Genomic DNA, 233 nt, shown 5'->3' on the forward strand with positions numbered 1-233 from the left:
GGTATGGTGCGGGCGGGGTCATTCTTAGTTTGGTGCTCGGTAATACCGTTTGGCAACGATGAATAAGCAAATAAGCCAAGTATTTTACCGTCGGCCTTTTCCATCTGTGAGCGGTTGAACGCTAAATCATAGTTCTTCTGCTGTGCTTCAGCGATCAAGTTTCGGTGGTCTTTACGCTTAGATTTGATAACGACGCTACCTTCGGACAGCACTTCCAATTCTTGGCGGACAGC

1 protein-coding gene is annotated in these 233 nt (G+C 47.6%); it reads right to left on the reverse strand.

Annotated elements, in window-relative coordinates; translation table 11 throughout:
- A partial coding sequence (locus AAEZ05_RS30355) for an alkaline phosphatase (RefSeq protein WP_350650393.1) occupies positions 1 to 233 on the reverse strand: 233 nt, incomplete at both ends.

Origin of the sequence: Pseudomonas sp. HY13-MNA-CIBAN-0226 (assembly GCF_040310305.1) — a bacterium.
In the GTDB taxonomy this organism is placed as follows: Bacteria; Pseudomonadota; Gammaproteobacteria; order Pseudomonadales; family Pseudomonadaceae; genus Aquipseudomonas; species Aquipseudomonas gregormendelii.